Here is a 15,410-nt window from a genome sequence, read left to right as displayed (position 1 = left end):
CCGCTCCATTCGTGATACGCCTGGGGTAGGCTGGCCTATAATACGCGGTTGCTATGTTGTTACATATTCCCGCGAACCCGATGCCGCAGAAGTGATGCTACTCGTTGAGCGGGCGCATCAACAAGGATAGGAAGATGAGTCAGGATACGCTGGTGCATGACGATGACGGTGCGGTTGATCCCAACCTGCCACCTGATCCTTCGCGACGTTTCTGGGTTACCACCGCCTGTGCTGTGGGCGGCGTAGCAGGTGTCGCAACGGCAGTGCCGCTTGTGAGCACGTTTTCCCCCTCCGAAAAAGCCCGCGCGGCTGGGGCCCCCGTTGAAGTGGATATCGGCGACATTCCCGTCGGTTCCATGAAAACGGTCGAATGGCGCGGCAAACCGGTCTGGATCATGCATCGCTCGCCTGAGCAGCTGGCCGGACTGAAGGGGCTGGATCCCCAGCTCGCCGATCCGCAATCCAAGCGGCCCGGCTTCACGCCTCCCTATGCAGAAAACGAAGCTCGCTCGCGCAAGCCCGAGATCTTCGTCTGCGTCGGCATCTGCACCCACCTGGGCTGCTCGCCCACCGCGCACTTCGAAACGGGTGGCGGCGGCGGTCTGGGCGCGGATTGGCAAGGCGGATTCCTCTGTCCCTGCCATGGCTCCACGTTCGACCTGGCTGGCCGGGTCTTCAAGAACAAGCCTGCTCCCGATAATCTCGAAGTTCCGCCGTACCAGTACCTCACCGACACCCGCATCATCGTGGGCGTCGATGAAGACAACAAGGCCTGACGCTCGCGTCGCGCTTTTTCCCGATCTACGTAAGTAAGAACAATACGCCACGTATAGAAGGAGCCGTTACATGGCTGGCGAGAAAACCGTCGAGACGACAGGCCTGTTGGGCTGGCTGGACCGGCGCTTTCCGGTGACCTCCACCTGGAAAGCCCATCTGTCCGAGTACTACGCACCCAAGAATTTCAACTTCTGGTATTTCTTTGGCTCGCTGGCGCTACTGGTGCTGGTGCTGCAGATCGTGACCGGCATCTTCCTGGTCATGCATTACAAGCCGGACGCCGAGCGCGCGTTCCAATCCGTCGAATACATCATGCGCGAGGTCCCGTGGGGCTGGCTGGTGCGCTACATGCACTCGACCGGCGCGTCGATGTTCTTCGTCGTCGTCTACCTGCACATGCTGCGCGGCCTGCTTTACGGTTCCTACCGCAAGCCCCGCGAACTCGTGTGGATCTTCGGCGTCGCTATCTTCCTCTGTCTGATGGCCGAAGCCTTCTTCGGCTACCTGCTGCCCTGGGGCCAGATGTCGTACTGGGGCGCCCAGGTGATCGTGAACCTGTTCGCAGCCATTCCGTTCATCGGTCCTGAACTGTCCATCTGGATCCGCGGCGACTACGTCGTGTCCGATGCCACGCTGAATCGCTTCTTCGCCTTCCACGTCATCGCCATTCCGCTGGTGCTGATCGGTCTGGTCGCGGCTCACCTGGTGGCGCTGCACGAAGTCGGCTCGAACAACCCGGACGGCATCGAAATCAAGCAGGGCCCGAAAGACAAGTACGGCCGCCCGAAAGACGGCATCCCGTTCCATCCGTTCTACTCGGTGCATGACCTGGTGGGCGTGGCGGGCTTCCTGCTGGTGTTCGCGGCCATCGTGTTCTTCGCCCCGGAAATGGGCGGGTACTTCCTCGAGTTCAACAACTTCATTCCTGCTGACTCGCTGAAGACGCCTCCGCACATCGCCCCGGTCTGGTACTTCACGCCGTTCTACTCGATGCTGCGCGCCACCACGGATGAATTCACGTGGGTGCTGGCGGGCGCGTCGGTGCTGGGCGCCATCGTGCTGTTCGCCAAGAGCAACCTGAAGGGCTTCATGCGCATCGCCGTCCCCGGCATCCTGATCGTCGTCGCCGTGCTGCTGCGCGTCATCGACGCCAAGTTCTGGGGCGTGGTGGCCATGGGCGGCACGGTCGTCATCCTGTTCTTCCTGCCCTGGCTCGATCATTCGCCGGTCAAGTCGATCCGCTACCGCCCCACGTGGCACAAGTGGATCTACGGCATCTTCATGGTCAACTTCCTGGTGCTCGGCTACATCGGTACGCAGCCGCCCAGTCCGCCGTTGAACCTGACGTCGCAGATCGGCACGCTGCTGTACCTGGCCTTCTTCTTCCTGATGCCGGTATGGAGCCGCCTGGGCACGTTCAAGCAAGTGCCCGACCGCGTCACGTTCCACGCCCACTGAGCCAACGAGAATAACGGACTAACCATGATCAAGAAGCTGATTGGTGCCGTGGCCTTGATGCTCACGTGTACCGCAACCTTTGCCGCCGGAGGCGGATTCCCGCTGGACAAGGCGCCTTACCGCGTCAACGACATGGCGTCGCTGCAAAACGGCGCCAAGCTGTTCGTCAACTACTGCCTGAACTGTCATAGCGCGTCCTCGATGCGCTACAACAAGCTCCGGGACATCGGCCTGACCGACGAACAGATCAAGGAAAGCCTGCTGTTTTCCGGCGAAAAAATTGGCGACATGATGCACGTCGCCATGACGCCGAAGGACGCCAAGGCCTGGTTTGGCACGACGCCCCCGGACTTGTCCGTGATCGCCCGCGCCAAATCCGTGAACGCCGGCCCCTCGGGATCCGACTACCTGTACACCTACCTGCGCACGTTCTACCGCGACACGTCGCGTGCCACGGGCTGGAACAACCTGGTTTTCCCGTCGGTCGGCATGCCGCATGCCCTCTGGCAGGAACAGGGCCCGCGCGAGCTCACCACCGTCGCCGTTCACGAGGTCGAAGGCAAGGAAGGCGCGCCCAAAACCTGGGAACGCGTCACAACGGTGTACGATGCACAGGGTTTTGCCACGGTGAAGGCCGAGCCGTTAGCCAATCACCATGGCCATGCCACCTTTGATGCCAAATTCAAGGCCGCCAACCCGGCCCAAATCGCAACATACGACAACGACGTCGCTGATCTGACCGCATTCATGTCCTGGATGGCCGAGCCCGTCCAGACACTGCGCGTCCGCATCGGCGTCGGCGTCATGTTGTTCCTGCTCCTGTTCTTCTTTGTTACGTGGCGCCTGAATGCCTCGTACTGGAAACACGTGCGCTAACCGTAACGCCCCGCCAGGTTCCCCAGCCACCCCGTCTTTCGGGGACGGAAGAGGCGGATAGGGCTGTAAGCCTATCCTGCCTGGCAATTGGGGCCAGCGCCTGCTAGATTTAGGCGCTGGCCTTTCGTTTTTCATAAAGGACTTACCGCCATGATGGTGCTCTATTCCGGAACCACGTGTCCGTTTTCGCAACGCTGCCGCTTCGTGTTGTTCGAAAAGGGTATGGATTTCGAGATCCGCGACATCGACCTGTACAACAAGCCCGAAGACATCTCGGTGATGAACCCGTACGGTCAAGTGCCCATTCTGGTCGAACGCGACCTGGTCCTGTACGAGTCGAACATCATCAACGAGTACATCGACGAGCGCTTCCCGCACCCGCAGCTCATGCCCGCCGACCCGGTCATGCGCGCCCGCACGCGTCTGTTCCTCTACAACTTCGAGAAGGAACTGTTCGTTCACGTCTCGACGCTGGAAGACCGCAGCGCCAAGCCCGACGAAAAGAAGCTCGCCAACGCTCGCCAGAACATCCGCGACCGCCTGGCCCAGCTCGCGCCCATGCTGCTCAAGAACAAGTACATGCTGGGCGAGGAATTCTCCATGCTCGACGTGGCCGTCGCTCCGCTGCTCTGGCGCCTGGACCACTACGGCATCGAACTGCCCAAGAATGCGGCTCCGCTGCAAAAGTACGCCGAACGCATCTTCTCGCGCCCGGCATACATCGAAGCGCTGACGCCTTCGGAAAAAGTGATGCGTCGTTAAGGCTGGCTGTGTAATGGGTGAAACTTCGACCAAACCGTATCTGATCCGCGCGCTGCACGAATGGTGCACCGATAACGGCTACACGCCGTACATCACCGTGCAGGTCGACGAGCACACCATGGTGCCCGTCGCCCACGTGCGCGACGGCCAGATCACGCTGAACGTGGGCACGCTGGCCACCAACCGTCTGGTGCTGGGCAATGAATTCATCGAATTCCAGGCCCGCTTCAGCGGCGTGACCGAAAACGTCTACGTCCCCGTGGGCGCCGTCAGCGCCATCTATGCGCGCGAAACCGGCGCCGGCATGGGCTTCGAGGTACAGCCCTACGAGCCGCCCGAGGCAGGCGCCCAGAGCGCCACGCCGAACCCCGCCGCTCCCGAGGGCTCGGATGCCAATCCCGCCCCCGGCGGCGACGACGGCGACGACGACGAACCCAAGCGCCCGCGCCTGACCATCGTCAAATAACGACCCCACGAGAGGGGCTGCATTTTTTTCATTACAATGCAGTCCCTGCGCGTGCCCCGGCACGCTTCGCCGGTGTAGCTCAGTTGGTAGAGCAGCTCACTTGTAATGAGAAGGTCGAGGGTTCGATTCCTTTCACCGGCACCAGAGAAATACCCAAAAAAAGGCCGATTCCTTGTGGATCGGCCTTTTTGTTTGCATCGCCAGCAATTGCGCATCGGTCGATGCATTCCAGAGTAGTAGCGGCATGGATCTTCGTCTGATTTGCACGCTTTCGCAGCGCTGCTCCGCCGCTTTGCGGCAGACGCAAGCTAGAAATTCTCTCCCATCCAAGGAGACCGGGCGGCATGAGTTCAAATCATCTTCCTGGGGCACAGCGTAAGCGCTTCTGGCAGAAGAAGTGGCCGCGAGAAGTGTTGTTCAATGGTCCCCCTATCATCGTCGCGGGCACAGCTGCCGTGAAGAGTTGGCGTGAACCACTTTTCGATCCGTGGATCTTTGGGCTCGCGTCCGCGGCATGCCTCTGGTTAATGCTCGCCACCATCGTTCGCGTAGCCACGGCCCGCGCCGAAGATCGGAACGACGTCCCAGACGTCCTGCACGAAGGTCTTTACGCCGCTGTGTCCACGGTACAAACCATGCTCTCCGAATGGTGCTTGAAACGACAGTGCGGTTCGGACATCCGCGCAACATTTCATCGCGTCGTACCTCCCGTCCAGGAGCCTCGTGAAATCGAGCAGATCATCAATTACGCGGGCTCCAACGGCGAGGGTGTCGGCCGGATGTTCTCGATCCACACAGGCATAACGGGTCGGGCGATTCGCAACAAAAAGCCTCTTGTGATGTCCAGCCAAAATGGATCAGAGGATCAGCTTCGCAGAGAATTGGTGGAGGAATGGGGATACACGGAAGCGGAGGCGCGCAGACTTGGACCGGGTCGTTTCTCCGCCATGGCGATTCCCGTCCTGGACCGCTCTGGACAGCACCCGATCGGCGTGATTTACTTCGATTCAAGTGACCGCGCGCTCTTCGAGCGCGACGATGTTGTGGAAATAGTTGGTGCGGGCACCAAAGCCATTAGCGACTTCGTCACGAAAAGGTATTGATATGAAATCCGCAACCAGACAATCGGCCGCGACGTTCGTCAAGGAATCCAAGCTCGTTTCGAAGCCGGGCGCAGTCATGCGGGTGCGTGAGCTCACGCTTACCGATTTTGGCTTGCGAGCAATCACTAGCGGAAGCGCTGGCATCAGGCAGGGGGCATGTGAGGATACCGGTCCCCCGGCCCCACTGAAAAAGATGGCGCCGACCTGAACCCACCAAAAAAATGGAAGTCTTTGGACTTCCATTTTTACTGGGACATTCTGAAGTCAGAAGTGACCGTGAATTGGGAGGTAGCGCCGGCTGCGTATGAGGGGGTGGGCAAACCGCCTTCCTCACCCCAGCGCCGGCAACAAATTAAACAGCAGCACCATCACCAGCCCCACCACCGACACGATCGACTGCACGACGGAAATCGTCTTGGTGGCTTCGCCCATCGTCATGCCGAACGATTCCTTCACCATCCAGAATCCGGCGTGGTTCGCGTAGTTGAAGAACAGCGAGCCGCAGCCGATGGACAGCGCAAGCAGCGGCAAATTCAGGTTGGGGTCGGCGCCAGCAAGCGGCGCCAGCAGACCCGCGGCGCCGACGATGCCGACCGTGGCCGAGCCTGTCGATACCGACAGCAGCATGGCGATCAGCCAGCCCAGGATAAGCGGCGGGAAGGCGAACTGGTGGGTCAGGTGCACGATGGCGTCGCCGACCTTGGCGTTCGTCAGGACCTGCTGGAAGGCGCCGCCGCCGGCGATGATGAGCATGATGCCGGCGATGGGCTTCAGGCTCTGGCCCAGCGCGCCGCGCAACTTCTCGGCGTCGCCGCCGCGCAGGAATACCAGCGACACGGCCGCGAACAGCACGCCCAGCAGCATGGCGACGACCGGGTTGCCCAGAAAGGCGGCCACGTGCGTCACGCTGGAGTCCTTGGGCAGCAGCATTTCGGCCACGGCATGGACCAGCATCAGCAGGGCGGGCAGCAGCGCCGCCAGCACCCCGAGCCCGACGCTGGGCGCATTCTGGCCCGCGGGGCTGTCGGTGGAGGCGGTGAACTGTTCAAGCAGCGCCTCGTCCGGGCGCGTCGTCATGCGCGGGGCGATGAATGCGCCATACAGCGGGCCGCCGAAGATCATGGCTGGCAGGGCCGCGATGAAGCCGTAGATCATGGTCGGACCGACCGTGGTCTTGATCGTGGCGATGGCGGTCAGCGGGCCGGGATGCGGCGGCACCATGCCGTGCATGGCGGCCAGCGCCGAAATCACCGGCACGCCCACGTAGACATAGGCCGAGCCCTTGAAGCGCGCCTGGCTTTCCAGCTTGCGCGCCACGCTGAAGATCAGCGGCAGCATCACCACCAGGCCCACTTCAAAGAACATGGGGATGCCGATGACGAAGGCCACCAGCGTCATGGCCCAGGGGATCAGGCGCGGGGAGGTGTGACGCAGGATGGCATTGGCCAGGCGCTCGGTGGTGCCGGAGTCCGCGAGGATCTTGCCCAGCATCGCGCCCAGTGCGATCACCACGCCCACGGCGCCCAGCGTCTTGCCGGCGCCGTCGGTCAGGCTTTTGACGATGGCGCCCGGGGCCATGCCCGTTGCAAAGCCGACGCCGATCGACACGATCAAGAGCGCCAGCAGCGGATGCATGCGTATCCGCGAGACGATCAGTGCGACCAGGACCAGAACGCTCACCAGAGCGGTGAGCAGCAATTGAATGTCGAACGAAGACATATGAGAACCCAAAAAATCGAGAGAGGTCGCGAGCCCTCTGTGCGCCATGATACGGGATCGGGTTGACGGCAAGCTTGAAAAAAAGGGCCGGTTTCAGCTGCGGAAACGCGCTTTTTCGGGCCGCTTTGCATTCTTCCGATTTTTTGTGCATAATTCGCCCCCTCTACCTGTTCCCCGATAGCTCAGTCGGTAGAGCGACGGACTGTTAATCCGCAGGTCGCTGGTTCGAGCCCAGCTCGGGGAGCCAAGAATTTGCAGTACCGCAGTACCCCTAAAAAAGCCCGCAACTTGTTTGCGGGCTTTTTGCATTGGGGCGCGGGTATTGGGGCCGGGTTTGAAATCCGGGATGGCGCCCGGGTTGCCAAGCCCCGCGCATCGCGTAGCATGGCCCGCATCTTCCGCACCTTGCGTCCCTGCACACCGATGCGTTCCTCGCGATCCCTGCCGCCCCTGGTATCCCTGCGCGCCTTCGAGGCCGCCGCGCGGCGGTTGAGCTTTTCGCAGGCCGGAGAAGAGCTGTTCGTCACGCAGAGCGCGATCAGCCATCACATCCAGCGGCTGGAAAAGGAACTGGGCGTGGCGCTTTTTGAACGGCGCACGCGCGCCGTTGCGCTGACTGACGCGGGTCAGGCCTACTACGCCCGCGTGCACGCGGCGTTCGAGCTGCTGCGTCAGGGCACCGACGAACTGCGCGCGCCCGAACCCGCGCGCCACACGCTGCGGATCGGATTGCTGGCCTCGTTTGCCACGCGCTGGCTGGCGACGCGCCTGCCCGCCTTTGCCGCCGCGCATCCCCATATCGATCTGCAATTGCAGCCCGACATCGCGCTGGCGGATGTCGCGGGCGGCGAGGTCGACGCCGCGATCCGCTATGGCCGCGGCGGCTGGCCCGGCGTGCGCAGCAGGTTGCTGATGACGGAACGCCTGTCGGTCGTGTGCGCGCCCGCGCTGGTGGCGGGCCGGAAACGGCCAAAGACGCCCGCAGACCTGCTGCGCCACCCGCTGCTGGTCTCGCACGCGCGGCAGCAGTTTGAATGGGACGCCTGGGCGCACCGGTACGGGCTGGATCTGGGCGCCGCCCGGACCGTGCGACTGCACGACTACAACATCGTCGTCGAGGCCGCGCTTGCGGGGCAGGGCCTGGCGATGGGCCGCGAACGGCTGATCGCCGCGCACCTGGCGAGCGGGGCGCTGGTCGAGGCGCTGCCCGGTGCGGTGCTGGAGGATCCACGGATCGGCTGGTGGTTCGTCACGCCGCGGGGCGCATTGAGCGAACCCGTTCAGGCCTTACACGACTGGCTGACGCAGACAGCCCAATACACGGGTGTCTGACACCCAAGTAGCCGCACTGGATTACGAAAGGCTATCGCTTAGGGTGTCAGACACCGGCGTTTGCAGACACCGCATATGCCCCGCCCAACAAAAACGCATTAGTTTTACTCATACGTACCAAGCAAGAATTGATTGGTCATGTCACGCCGCGGCCGATAGCATCGGGGAAGCGTCAAGACGCGCTTTCCCCTTTTTTCATAGGTGATTCGATATGACCCAAAGCATTTCCGCCCGCGTTGCCGAGCTTGGCCTGGTCCTGGAAGCGGCTGCCGCGCCGGCCGCGAACTACGTGCCTTTCGTCCAGGAAGGCAATCTGCTCTACATCTCCGGCCAGATCTCCCGCAAGGACGGCAAGGCGGCCTACCTGGGCCAATTGGGCCATCAGGTGTCGGACGCCGATGGCGTCCAGGCTGCACGCGCCAGCGCGCTGGGCATCCTGTCGCAGATCGCCGCCGCCACGGGCGACCGTCTGGACCGCGTGGCGCGCGTCGTCAAGCTGGGCGTGTTCATTGCCAGCGCGCCGGACTTCAATCGCCAGAGCGCCATTGCCAACGGCGCTTCGGACCTGATGGTCGAGGTGTTCGGCGACGCGGGACGCCATGCCCGCAGCGCCGTCGGCGTCGCCGCGTTGCCGCAAGGCGTGTCGGTGGAAGTCGAGGCCGTGATCGCGCTGACCCCGGCCTGATGACTGCCGCCTGATCGCAACAACAGGAACCGCCATGACCGCCCCCCTGACCCCGAGCGCCGTCCAGGCGCTGCGCGCCCTCGCGCCCGGCGCGCAAAGCACCGTGCACTTCAATCACGCCGGCGCGTCGCTGCCTTCAGAAGCCACGCTGCAGGCCATTCATGCGCATCTGAAGCGTGAAGCGGCGCAGGGTCCGATGGAGGCGGGGGTGGCGGCGCGCGACCTGACCGAAGCGGCCCGTTCGCTGGCGGCGCAGCTGCTGAACGCGCACGTGGACGAAATCGCGTTGACCGGCGGCAACTCGCCGGGCTGGGGCGCCGCGTTTGCGGCGCTGCCGGCGTGGCGGCCCGGCGACCGCATTCTGGTCGGCCGTCACGAATGGGGCGGCAATCTGGCCGCCATGCGCCTGATTGCGCAGCGCGCGGGCGCGACGCTGGAGACCATCCCGTCGGATGACAGCGGCTGCGTCGACGCCACCGCGCTGGAAGCCATGCTGGACGACAGGGTGCGGCTGATCGCGCTGACCTGGCTGCCCGCCAACGGCGGTCTCATCAACCCGGCCGCCGCCATCGGACGCGTGGCACGCAAGCACGGCATTCCGTATTTCGTGGACGGCGCGCAGGCCGTGGGGCAATTCCCGATCGACGCGCGCGAAATCGGCTGCGACGTGCTGAGCGGCGCTGGCCGCAAGGCCTTGCGCGGGCCGCGCGGCACGGGGCTGCTGTACGTGCGGCGCGACTTCCTGGATCGGCTCACGCCCGCCTTCGTGGACACGCATTCCGCGCCGCTGGGCGCGGACGGCGAACCCATGCTGCGCGCCGACGCCGCGCGCCTGGAATCCGCAGAGAACTCGCTGGCGCTGCGCTGCGGCCTTGCCAATGCCCTGCGCGAAGCACTGGATGTGGGCCTGGACACCATCCGCGCCACCATCGACGCCAACGCCCAGGCGCTGCGCGCCGAACTGGCGGCCATTCCCGGCGTGTCGGTGCTGGACCAGGGCCGCGACAAATCCGGGCTGGTCGCCTTCAACCTCGCCGGACACGACGCGGCCGACGTGCAGCGCGCGCTGGCCGCGCAGGGCATCACCATCGGCAGCAACGGCGTGCCCTATACGCCGCTGGACATGCAGGCACGCGGACTGGACCGGGTCGCGCGCGCGTCGGTGAGCTATCTGACGAGCGGCGACGAGATCGATCGGTTGCTTGGCGCCTTGCGCAAGCTGGCCGCATAACGCGTGCGCAACCGCAGCGTCCATGCGGGACCGTCGCGAGGCGGCGGACAGGACCCGAACTACGCAGTCTTGCCCGCCACGCCCGCATGCTTTGTAAACGGCGACCATTTCGTGAACACGAGCAGGTTGCCCAGCATCACCAGCGCCAAGCCGGTGGACGCGTAGGGCGTCCAGCGGTAGCCTTCGACGACAGTCGATATGCTCAACGCCACGACCGGAAACAGCACCGTGCAGTAAGCGGCCCGCGCCGGCCCCATGCGGCCGACCAGCGTCAGGTAGGCGGTAAAGCCCACGACCGATCCCAGTACGGCCAGATAGAGCAACGCGCCCACATAGACCGGCGAGGAATCGAAGCCGAACGGCAGACCCGCCGCCACGCAGCCCGCCAGCAGGATCCCCGCGCCATAAAGCATGCTGTACGCATTGCCCGTCAGCGGCCGGATGCCGGCGCGCTGCTGCAGGGACGACAGCATGTTGCCCGTGGAAAAGCAGAGCGTGCCAAGCAGCGCAAAGCCCAGTCCCAACAGCGTCTCGTGGCTGGCCTCCTGGCCCGCCAGTTCGGGCCAGAACAGCAGCACCAGGCCGCAGAATCCCAGCGCGCCCGCCGCCATGATGCGCGGCGAGATGCGGGTGCCGAACCAGATCCGCGCGTTGAGCGCGTTCCACAGCGTGGCGGCCGAAAACACGACCGACACCAGGCCGCTCGGAATCCATTGCGTGGCCGAATAGAAGCACAGGAAGTTCAGGCAGAACAGGCACAGGCCCTGACCGACGCACAGCCAATGGCCGCGCCGGTCCAGCTTCTGCAGTTTGCGCGTGGCCAGCAGCGCCACAAACAGCAGCAGCCCCGCCAGCGCGAAGCGGTAGAAGATCGACACGGGAATGGCCACCACGCCAAGCTGCAGCTTGATGGCGATCCAGGTGGTGCCCCAGATCAGGACAGTGAGCAGGTACAGGGAAAGATTCATGATGCGAGGGGCGCGGGAAAGCAGCCCCGAGAGCCGATTCGGACACCGGCGGCCACCTGGCGCGCCGGGCATCCAGTGTGCGCCCCGGCACCGCGCCGCAATTGCCGGTTCTTGCGCTTTTGTCCGGATCGGGCGCGTCACGCGCGTGCGAACGCAGTAGCATTGCCTCCCATGGGCAACACCGCTACGGCCCCGGCCGATTTCTCCGTCTTCCGCACGCTGTCGCGCTCGACTGCGACGTTGCAGCGTGCCGCGTCGCTGGGCGAGGGCATGGCGATCTCGCAATGGTCGCGCACCGCCCGCGAAACCCTGGGCTACGAAACGCCCGGCCACCACACGCTGTCGCTGTACCTGCACGGCGGCGACCGGTCGTTTCGCGTGGGCCAGGACTCGCTGCATGGCGGCGCGGGAAAATTCTGCGTGCTGCCCGCCGAGCACCATTCCCGCTGGAGCATGAACGACAACGTGCGGTTTCTGCACCTGTACATCGCCCCGCAGCGGCTGGCGCGCGAAGCCGTCATGCGGCTGGACTGCGAACCGCGCACGCTCGAGCTGCGCGACCGCACCTACATCCAGGACGACTCGCTGATCGACGTCTGCCGCCGGCTGCTGGGCGCCGACTGGAACGAACCCGCCGACCGCCTGGCCGCCAGCAGCGCCGCCGAGACCGTGCTGCATCACCTGCTGATGCAGGGCGTCGCGCGCAAGACCCCGCAACCGGCGCGCGGGGGCCTCGCGCCCGGCGTGCGCCGGCGCTTGATGGATTACGTGGACGCGCATCTGGCCGATCCGCTGACGCTCGACGAACTGGCTGGCGTTGCCGCGTTGTCCACGTATCACTTCGCCCGCATGTTCCACGCCTCGTTTGGCGAACCGCCGCACGGCTGGGTGCGAGGCCGGCGTGTCGCCCGCGCCCAACGCCTGCTGGCGGCCGGCAAGGGCGACCTCGCCAGCATTGCGCAGGCCTGCGGCTTTGGCAGCGCCAGTCACCTTGCCCGCGTCTTTCGCGACGCCATCGGCGTCACGCCGGGCCAGTACCGCAGCGCACACGCCAGGCACTGACACCGCCGATCCGGCATCGTGCCGGCCGCGGCGCGCGGTCTACAATGGCGCATCGCCCTAGCGGCTCACTCGGCCTCACCCGGCCACCTCCCGCCTGCCCCGACGCGATGCCGCTTCCGACCTCTCGCGATACTCCCCCCCTCATCGACAGCGCCGTCCAGCGCCCCTTGCGCGCGCACTGGCTGGCCGAGCTGATCCGGCTGCGCGAAACGCACTGGGGGCCGCTTGAAGACGCGCAAGCGGTGCGCCAGGTACGCCAGCTCGATGCCGACCTGCCGTCTCGCATCCTTGCCCGCGCCGCGCTGCTGGCACAACGCGAAAACCTCGATCCCCTCGTCGACGCCTGGCGCCGCAGCGCCACGGCCATGCTGGCCGTGCTGTTCGTGCTGGCGCTGGTTTCCGGCGCAGCCGCCGCCGCGGGCGCGCTGGGCGACGGCACGCGGCCCGTCAACGTGCTGTGGGCGGTGGGCGCCCTGCTGGGGCTGCATGCGCTGACCTTCCTGTTGTGGCTGGCAAGTTTTCTGCTGCGGCCCGCGGCCGTGACCGGCTTTGGGCGCCTATGGCTTTGGGCCACGCGCAAGCTGGCGCGCGGGCCCGATGGCGCGCTGGTGCCGCAGGCCTTCCTGAATCTGCTGTCGCGCGTCGGCGCCTTGCGCGGCCTGTTCGGCAGCATCAGCCATCTGCTGTGGCTGACCGCGCTGTGCGCCGCACTCGCAACGCTGCTGGCGGTGCTGTCCACCGCCAGCTACCGCTTCATCTGGGCCACCACGCTGCTCGCGCCCGACACCTTCGTGTGGCTGACGCAGGCCATCGGCTGGCTGCCCGCGCATCTGGGCTTTCCCATGCCCGACGCCGCGACGATCCGCGCCAGCGACGGCACGCAGGTCCTGCCGGCCAGCGCGCAGGCGCAATGGTCGCTCTGGTTGATCGGCGTGCTGGTGGTATACGGCATCGTGCCGCGCCTGATCGCGGGCGCGCTGTGCGTCGCCGCCACGCTGCGCGCGCTGCGGCGCGTGCGCATCGATCCCGCCCTGGCGGGCTTCTCGCCCCTGCGCGACCGGCTCGAACCGCCCGCGCTGTCCACCGGCATCGACCGGCCCGTCGATCCCCTGCACGAACCGCGCGTGCGTGCCCCGGCGCTGGACGGCCTGGGCGGGCAGCCCGTGCTGCTGGCGCTTGAGCTGCCGGCCGATCTGACATGGCCGCCCGCGGATCTGCCCGGCACCATCCGTCAGGCCGGCAACCTGGATACGCGCGAAGAACGCAACCGCGTGCTCGATGCGCTGGCCCAGTCGGCGGCCTCGCGCCTGTTGATCGCCTGCGACGCGCGCCAGACGCCCGACCGCGGCACGCTGTCGCTGGTGGCGGATCTGTCGGCCCACGCCGGACAGACGCGGGTCTGGCTGATCCTGCCGCAAGGCGGTGCAGAAGCTCGCAGCGAAACCCGCGCCGACCTCTGGCGCGATCGCCTGCTGGCGCTGGGCCTGCCCGCCGACGCCATCCTGCAGGCGCCCGTCGCGCCGCTCACCTGGCTGGAGTCCGGTCATGGCTGATCCGCTCATCAAGATCGCGCTGGTCGGCCACACCAACACCGGCAAGACCTCGCTGTTGCGCACGCTGACCCGCGACACCACGTTTGGCGAAGTCGCCGACCGCCCCGGCACCACGCGCCACGTCGAAGGCGCGCGTTTGCGCCTGGACGGGCGGCCGGTGCTGGAATGGTTCGACACGCCCGGCATGGAAGACAGCATCGCCTTGCTGGAATATCTGGAACGTCTGGATCGGCCGGGCGAACGGCTCGACGGCCCCGCGCGCATCCGACGTTTTCTGGACACGCCCGAAGCGCATGGCCGCTACGAACAGGAGGCGCGCGTCCTGACCAAGATGCTCGACTGCGATGCCGCGCTTTACGTCATCGACGCGCGCGATCCGGTGCTGGGCAAGCATCGCGATGAACTTGCCATCCTGGCCGCTTGCGGCCGGCCGCTGCTGCCGGTGCTCAACTTCGTCAACGCACCCGCGCACCGCGCCGACGCCTGGCGCGACGCCATGGCGCGGCTGGGTCTGCACGCCGTGGTGGAGTTCGACTCCATCGCGCCGCCGCTCGATGGCGAGCAGCAACTGTATGCCAAGCTTGGCGTGCTGCTGGACCGTCATGCCGGGGCGCTGGCGCGCTTGTCCGACAGCCTGGCCGCGCAACGCCGCGAGCGCCATGCCGCCGCCTACGAACTGGTCGCCGACCTGCTCATCGACGTGGCCGCGCTGCACGTGTCCAGCGCAAGCGACGAAGCCGCGCTGGCCGCCGCGTCCGGCCAGCTGCGCGATCAGGTGCGCCAGCGCGAACAGACCTGCGTCAACGCGCTGCTGGCGCTCTACAACTTCCGCGCCACCGATTACACCGATGACGCGTTGCCGCTGCAGGGCGAACGCTGGGGCATGGATCTCTTTCATCCGCAGGCGCTCAAGGACATGGGCGTGCAGGTCGGCATGGGCGCAGCCGCGGGCGCCATGGCCGGCGCCGCCGTCGACCTGATGAGCGCGGGCCTCAGCCTGGGCACCGGCATGCTGATCGGCGCGGCCGCGGGCGGCTTGTGGCAAGGCGTCGAAAAGCTGGGCAAGCGCGTCGCAGGCAAGCTGCGCGGCTATCGCGAGATCAGCGTGGACGATGCGGTGCTGCGCCTGCTCGCATTGCGCCAGCGGCAACTGATCGAGGCGCTGGAGCGCCGTGGCCACGCCGCCCGCGAACCGTTGCGCCTGGACCTGCCGGCCGATGATGCCTGGCGCAAGGGCCCCTTGCCCGACGCGTTGAAGGAAGCGCGCAGCCGGCCGGAATGGTCGGCCCTGGGTAAACACTATGAAGACAGCGACCGCCGCAAGCGCATGCTGCACGAATTGGCGAAAACCCTAGCATCCGCGCCGCTCCCGGCCGAATGACCGGCGGCCCGCGTGCCCCGCAGAACGCACCATTCAC

Annotated in this window: 14 protein-coding genes and 2 tRNA genes; 14 read left to right on the top strand and 2 right to left on the bottom strand. The window is 65.6% G+C overall.

The window, feature by feature from the left end:
• Nucleotides 1-134 precede the first annotated feature (134 nt).
• From petA to CLM73_RS00795, 7 genes are all read left to right on the top strand, one after another.
• Entirely contained in the window at nt 135-776 is a 642-nt protein-coding gene (gene petA / locus CLM73_RS00825; protein WP_105236916.1) for a ubiquinol-cytochrome c reductase iron-sulfur subunit, read from the top strand.
• Between the two features lie 70 nt (nt 777-846).
• The gene (locus CLM73_RS00820; RefSeq protein ID WP_105236915.1) at nt 847-2,235 is read left to right on the top strand and encodes a cytochrome b; all 1,389 of its coding nucleotides are present in this window, start codon (nt 847-849) and stop codon (nt 2,233-2,235) included.
• Between the two features lie 24 nt (nt 2,236-2,259).
• Nucleotides 2,260-3,111, top strand: coding sequence for a cytochrome c1 (locus CLM73_RS00815; RefSeq protein WP_105236914.1), 852 nt, complete (start codon nt 2,260-2,262; stop codon nt 3,109-3,111).
• 150 nt (nt 3,112-3,261) lie between these two features.
• Nucleotides 3,262-3,873: a glutathione S-transferase N-terminal domain-containing protein gene (locus tag CLM73_RS00810; protein WP_006388039.1), complete on the top strand. Its 612-nt coding sequence runs from the start codon at nt 3,262-3,264 to the stop codon at nt 3,871-3,873.
• A 13-nt stretch (nt 3,874-3,886) separates the two neighbouring features.
• The gene (locus CLM73_RS00805) at nt 3,887-4,339 is read left to right on the top strand and encodes a ClpXP protease specificity-enhancing factor (RefSeq protein WP_056565659.1); all 453 of its coding nucleotides are present in this window, start codon (nt 3,887-3,889) and stop codon (nt 4,337-4,339) included.
• 68 nt (nt 4,340-4,407) lie between these two features.
• Nucleotides 4,408-4,483, top strand: a tRNA-Thr gene (locus CLM73_RS00800).
• 200 nt (nt 4,484-4,683) lie between these two features.
• Nucleotides 4,684-5,442: a GAF domain-containing protein gene (locus CLM73_RS00795; RefSeq protein WP_234015774.1), complete on the top strand. Its 759-nt coding sequence runs from the start codon at nt 4,684-4,686 to the stop codon at nt 5,440-5,442.
• Between the two features lie 330 nt (nt 5,443-5,772).
• Here CLM73_RS00795 and CLM73_RS00785 read toward each other — a convergent pair whose 3' ends face one another.
• Nucleotides 5,773-7,161, bottom strand: coding sequence for a GntP family permease (locus CLM73_RS00785; protein ID WP_105236912.1), 1,389 nt, complete (start codon nt 7,159-7,161; stop codon nt 5,773-5,775).
• Nucleotides 7,162-7,332: 171 nt separating this feature from the next.
• Between CLM73_RS00785 and CLM73_RS00780 the strand changes: the two genes are divergently transcribed.
• The 4 genes from CLM73_RS00780 (at nt 7,333) to CLM73_RS00765 (ending at nt 10,409) form a co-directional block, all read left to right on the top strand.
• Nucleotides 7,333-7,408: transfer RNA gene (locus tag CLM73_RS00780), tRNA-Asn, on the top strand.
• 137 nt (nt 7,409-7,545) lie between these two features.
• Nucleotides 7,546-8,493 (top strand): transcriptional regulator GcvA, encoded by a 948-nt coding sequence (gene gcvA / locus CLM73_RS00775; RefSeq protein WP_105236911.1) that lies wholly within the window; start codon nt 7,546-7,548, stop codon nt 8,491-8,493.
• Between the two features lie 211 nt (nt 8,494-8,704).
• A complete protein-coding gene (locus CLM73_RS00770; protein WP_105236910.1) occupies nt 8,705-9,178 on the top strand; it encodes a RidA family protein in 474 nt (157 codons plus the stop codon).
• Between the two features lie 34 nt (nt 9,179-9,212).
• Entirely contained in the window at nt 9,213-10,409 is a 1,197-nt protein-coding gene (locus CLM73_RS00765; RefSeq protein ID WP_105236909.1) for an aminotransferase class V-fold PLP-dependent enzyme, read from the top strand.
• Between the two features lie 59 nt (nt 10,410-10,468).
• Here CLM73_RS00765 and CLM73_RS00760 read toward each other — a convergent pair whose 3' ends face one another.
• Entirely contained in the window at nt 10,469-11,377 is a 909-nt protein-coding gene (locus tag CLM73_RS00760) for a DMT family transporter (protein ID WP_105236908.1), read from the bottom strand.
• A gap of 171 nt (nt 11,378-11,548) precedes the next feature.
• Between CLM73_RS00760 and CLM73_RS00755 the strand changes: the two genes are divergently transcribed.
• From CLM73_RS00755 to CLM73_RS00745, 3 genes are all read left to right on the top strand, one after another.
• Nucleotides 11,549-12,439 (top strand): helix-turn-helix domain-containing protein, encoded by an 891-nt coding sequence (locus CLM73_RS00755; RefSeq protein WP_105236907.1) that lies wholly within the window; start codon nt 11,549-11,551, stop codon nt 12,437-12,439.
• A gap of 107 nt (nt 12,440-12,546) precedes the next feature.
• Nucleotides 12,547-13,992: a DUF2868 domain-containing protein gene (locus CLM73_RS00750; RefSeq protein ID WP_105236906.1), complete on the top strand. Its 1,446-nt coding sequence runs from the start codon at nt 12,547-12,549 to the stop codon at nt 13,990-13,992.
• Nucleotides 13,985-15,373, top strand: coding sequence for a GTPase/DUF3482 domain-containing protein (locus CLM73_RS00745; protein ID WP_105236905.1), 1,389 nt, complete (start codon nt 13,985-13,987; stop codon nt 15,371-15,373). Before CLM73_RS00750 ends, CLM73_RS00745 begins: the two co-directional genes overlap by 8 nt.
• Nucleotides 15,374-15,410 lie beyond the last annotated feature (37 nt).

The sequence above is a fragment of the Achromobacter spanius genome (genome assembly GCF_002966795.1).
GTDB classification, from domain to species: domain Bacteria; phylum Pseudomonadota; class Gammaproteobacteria; order Burkholderiales; family Burkholderiaceae_B; genus Achromobacter; species Achromobacter spanius_D.
This window is presented reverse-complemented; position numbering and strand designations above follow the sequence as displayed.